The 4,213-nt window shown below is 64.5% G+C and carries 5 protein-coding genes; 2 read left to right on the forward strand and 3 right to left on the reverse strand.

The genetic code is table 11. The features are described 5' to 3' along the window. Both AC1D00_RS29710 and AC1D00_RS29715 read left to right on the forward strand, forming a co-directional pair. A partial coding sequence (locus tag AC1D00_RS29710) for a putative bifunctional diguanylate cyclase/phosphodiesterase (RefSeq protein ID WP_477013122.1) occupies positions 1-1,703 on the forward strand: 1,703 nt, incomplete at its 5' end. 174 nt (positions 1,704-1,877) lie between these two features. Further along, positions 1,878-2,027, forward strand: a complete 150-nt coding sequence (locus AC1D00_RS29715) for a hypothetical protein (RefSeq protein ID WP_167771393.1) — start codon at positions 1,878-1,880, stop codon at positions 2,025-2,027. Positions 2,028-2,033: 6 nt separating this feature from the next. Here the strand turns inward: AC1D00_RS29715 and AC1D00_RS29720 are convergent, their stop codons facing one another. The 3 genes from AC1D00_RS29720 to AC1D00_RS29730 form a co-directional block, all read right to left on the reverse strand. Then, the gene (locus tag AC1D00_RS29720) at positions 2,034-2,477 is read right to left on the reverse strand and encodes a DoxX family protein (protein ID WP_477013123.1); all 444 of its coding nucleotides are present in this window, start codon (positions 2,475-2,477) and stop codon (positions 2,034-2,036) included. 263 nt (positions 2,478-2,740) lie between these two features. Beyond that, entirely contained in the window at positions 2,741-3,721 is a 981-nt protein-coding gene (locus AC1D00_RS29725; protein WP_477013124.1) for a PDR/VanB family oxidoreductase, read from the reverse strand. 10 nt (positions 3,722-3,731) lie between these two features. Then, the coding region (locus AC1D00_RS29730; protein WP_477013125.1) for an FCD domain-containing protein at positions 3,732-4,213 on the reverse strand (482 nt) is incomplete at its 5' end.

Below are 4,213 nucleotides of genomic sequence, written 5' to 3' on the forward strand. Positions count from 1 at the left end.
GGGTGCAGTCCCATGCCTCGCGCCGGATCACAAAACCGCAATTCGTCTCGCGCCGCGCCATGCATCGGCTGGTGCGCAATGCCTTCATCCTCGGGGCCGCCTGGGGCATCGTGCCGGTCGCCTTCTTCGCAAACGCCGCAACCGGCGGCCAGCTCGTCATCACCTGCCTTTGCTCGGGCATGCTGGCCGGCGGCGCGCTGGCTTTCGCCACCATCCCGATTGCGGCCATCGCCTTCACGACCCCGATCTTCGTCGGCATCGCCATCTGCCTTGGCCGTGACGGCGATCCGGCCTATGTGCTGATGGCCATCCTGGTGGTGGTCTACGGGTCAGTGCTGCTGCGCGCGGTGTTCGTGAATTCAATCGGGTTCGCGCGGCGCGTGATACGGCAGGTCGAGGCCGAGCGCACGGTGCGGCAGGATCCGCTGACTCTCCTGCCCAACCGCTTCGCCTTCAACGAGACGCTCGATGCCGCCTTGAAGCGGCTGGCCCTGTCGGGCGAAGAGTTCGCGGTGCTGCTGCTCGATCTCGATCGCTTCAAGGAGGTCAACGACAAGTTCGGCCACCCCGCCGGCGACGAATTCCTGGTCCAGGTCGCAAGCCGCCTGCAACGCTGTACCCGCGCGGCCGAGCACGTCGCGCGCATCGGCGGCGACGAGTTCGCGCTGGTGATGGCCAACCTGGCGCGGCCCGAGGATGCGCTCGAAATCGCCGAGCGCTTTGTCGCAGCCTTCACCGAGCCGTTCCCGATCGAGGGCCGCCAGCTCGCGGGCGCGACCAGCGTCGGCATCGTGCTGGCACCGCGCGACGGCAACACGGCCCTCGACATCATGAAGAACGCCGACGCGGCGCTCTACCGCGCCAAGAAGGCCGGACCCGGCACGGTCTGCTTCTTCGAGGTCAGCGACGACAGGCTGTCCCGCGATCGCAAGGCGCTGCAATCGGACCTCGAGGGCGCCATCGCGCGCAACGAGCTGTTTCTCGTCTTCCAGCCGTTCCTCGACCTCGGCGAGAACCGGATCACCGGCTTCGAGGCGCTGCTGCGCTGGCAGCATCCCTCGCGAGGGCTGGTGCCGCCGAGCGAGTTCATCCCCATCGCCGAGGAGACCGGGCTGATCCACACGATCGGCGAATGGGTGATCAGGCGCGCCTGCGCGACGCTGGCGGACTGGCCCGAGGACATCAGGGTCGCCGTGAATTTCTCCGCGGCGCAGTTTCACAACACCGGCATCCTCCAGACCATCGTGCAGGCGCTGGCCGACGCGAAGGTCTCTCCCAGCCGGCTCGAGATCGAGATCACCGAATCGATGCTGCTGTCGAAATACGGATCGGCCGTGTCGATCCTGAACGCGCTGCTGCAACTCGGTGTCACCGTTGCGTTAGACGATTTCGGCACCGGATTCTCGTCGCTCACTTACCTGCGCAAGCTGCCGTTCAGCCGCATCAAGATCGACCAGTCCTTCATCCGCGACATGCTGGTCCAGCCGGACTGTGCCGCGATCGTGAAGTCGGTGATTTCGCTCGCGCGCGACCTGCGCATCGGCGTGGTCGCCGAAGGCGTCGAGACTGCCGATCAGCTCGAATATCTGAGGCAGATCAATTGCGACGAAATCCAGGGCTATCTGATCAGCCGGCCGGTGTCGGCTGAGCAGGTTCTGGCGCTGCTCGACACGAAGAAGCTGCGGGCGACCTACGCGGCATAGGGCATAGACTCACAAAGTCTCCGCAGCCATGGGATCAGTCTGCTTCGCTGACCTAAGGTAGCCCGCTGTTCTGAGAGTGTTTCGGCGCGCTACCTCTAACGAGGACTTGCCGTGTCGGCTCCATTAGGCAACACTTGCCCCATTTCAGAGTAGTTATTTTTGAGGGGCATCATCATGCCTGAGATATTGGACGTCCTGCTGTGGTGTGCCGCGCTTGCGACATGGCTGATGCTTTTCTTCGCCTTCGTGAGCAAGGCCCTGAAACCGCTCTCAAAGAGCGTCCGCCGCGTGATCGAGGCAGCTTTCAAACCCAACTTGAAGTGATGTCGGCTACGATGCCCGATCGAAACTGAACCGGCCTGCGCCGGTGACGAAGATCAGCATCGCGCCGCCCATGATCGAGATGTTCTTCAGGAAGTGGTTGTATTGACCAACCTGCTGCGCACCCGCGGGATACTCCCAGTAGCGGTGCGCAACGGCCGTTGCCGCCACGACGAACACAAACGTCAGGATTGCGCAGTAGCGCGTACCGACGCCTAATATCAAACCAACGGATATCAATACTTCCAGTGCGATGTTCGTCATGGTGAACAGCTCAGGTGCTGGAAGGTGCAGGGACCTGAAATAACTCACGGAGCCGCCGAAGTCGTGTATTGCGCCGTACGCGCTTCCGACGAATACCCACGCGAGCAGAATGCGGCCGATCAAGATCAGCGAGTCGGCACTCCCTGTGGCGAACTCGTCGACTGCCAGCGAGACCGAATTGGATTTCATGGCAGAACCTCCACCCTTGTTGTCCAAGACCGGCTGAACACGTTTACTGCCGAGAGCAAACCTATCATGATTGGTGGACCGCACGAAGCGCTCTTACCGGCTCGTTGGCGCGGCAAAACGAAGCCCGTTTCGTCATGGAATTGGTCCGCCTGCAAATGGCCCTCAGCGCCAGGACGAACCGCACCCGCCTGCTCCCAAGCGTAGAGCGGATGCGCATGCCTTCAGGCCGATCGCGTTTCCCGAGTACGCCTTCCAGCCCCGCCTCAGACCGCGTCCGCCCGCAGCAGCGTGTCCACGGTGATGGTGCCGCGGGCGCGGGAGACGCAGGCGCAGATCTTCTGGTTGCTCTGCTTCTGATGGTCGCTGAAGAAGACGTCGCGATGGTCGATCTCGCCGTCGACTGCGACGACGTCGATGGCGCAGAGGCCGCATTCGCCGCGCTTGCAATCGTACATCACGTCGTGGCCGCTGGCATTGAGCACATCCAGCATCGAGCGCTCGCGCGGGATTTCGAGTTCGACACCGGAGTCTTTTAGGCGCACGCGAAAGGTCTCGGTCGGCAGCGTGCCGCTGGAGCCAAACGTCTCGTAGCGAAGATCGGCGAGCGGATGGCCGGCCCCTATCCAGGCGTGGCGCGCGGCATCCAGCATCCGCATCGGGCCGCAGAACAGCGCCAGCGCGTTTTGCGGCAATGACGCGAACAGCGCGTCGAGATCGAGCCGCCGGCCCTCGTCGCTCGCGTGAACGACAAGGCGGTCGCCGAGCATCCCGGAGAGATCGTCGAGATAGGCGGCCTCGCTACGCGAGCGCACGGCATAATGCAGCGTGACATCGGCGCCACGTCGCGCCAGCGCCTGCGCGGCGCCGAGGATCGGGGTGATGCCGATACCGCCGGCAATCAGGCAATAGTTTTCGCGGGCCCAGTCGACCGCGAGCAGGGAGGCGGGCTGCGTGATGTCGAGCCGCGCGCCCGGTGCTAATTGCCACATATAGCGCGAGCCGCCGCGGGAATCCTCGGCACGGCGCACCGCGATCTTGAGGCCACGCGAGGTGGCCTCGCCGACCAGCGAATAGGATCGCGTCTCGGGCAGGCCGTCGATGGTCACGCTGACATTGATGTGGCTGCCGACCGGATAGGCTGTGCCGTCGAACCGGTCCGGCAGGATCAGGAATTCGCGGATGCCGGGCGCAAGGTCGCGCGTCGAGACGAGCGTCGCCGGAGTCCAGGTTTCGATGAAGCGCATGGTGACTGCCCTAATCGGTTGCGGTCTTGATCAGCGCGAGCGCCGGCAAGAGGTCGAGATGGGTCCGATTGCGCAGCGCGAGCCGCAGGTTGCGCACCGCGAGCCGCGCGTGCTCGCGCATCACAGCCTCGGCGCGCGTACCTTCGCGGTTTTCGATGGCGTCGATGACGACGCGGTGGTGCTCCTGCCCGATGATCAGGATCTGCTGGGCCTCGGGCAGCGCCGACTGTGCCATCACGAAGCCACTCGGGGAGGCGAACGGCAGCGCGGAGGCGCGGTCGATCTGCCGGATCAGCGGCGGGCTGCGCGACAATTCCGTGAGCAGCGCGTGGAAGCGCGCGTTCAGCGTGACATAGGACGAGAACGCATCGACCGAGATCGGCACCTGGCGCAGCAATTCGTCGATCGCGGCGAGACATTCCTTCAGCGGCTCGAGCTCGCGCGCGGAGACGCCGCGCTCGGCGGCAAAGCGCGCGGCGAGCCCTTCCAGCG

It is taken from the genome of Bradyrhizobium sp. P2_E8, from assembly GCF_056403875.1.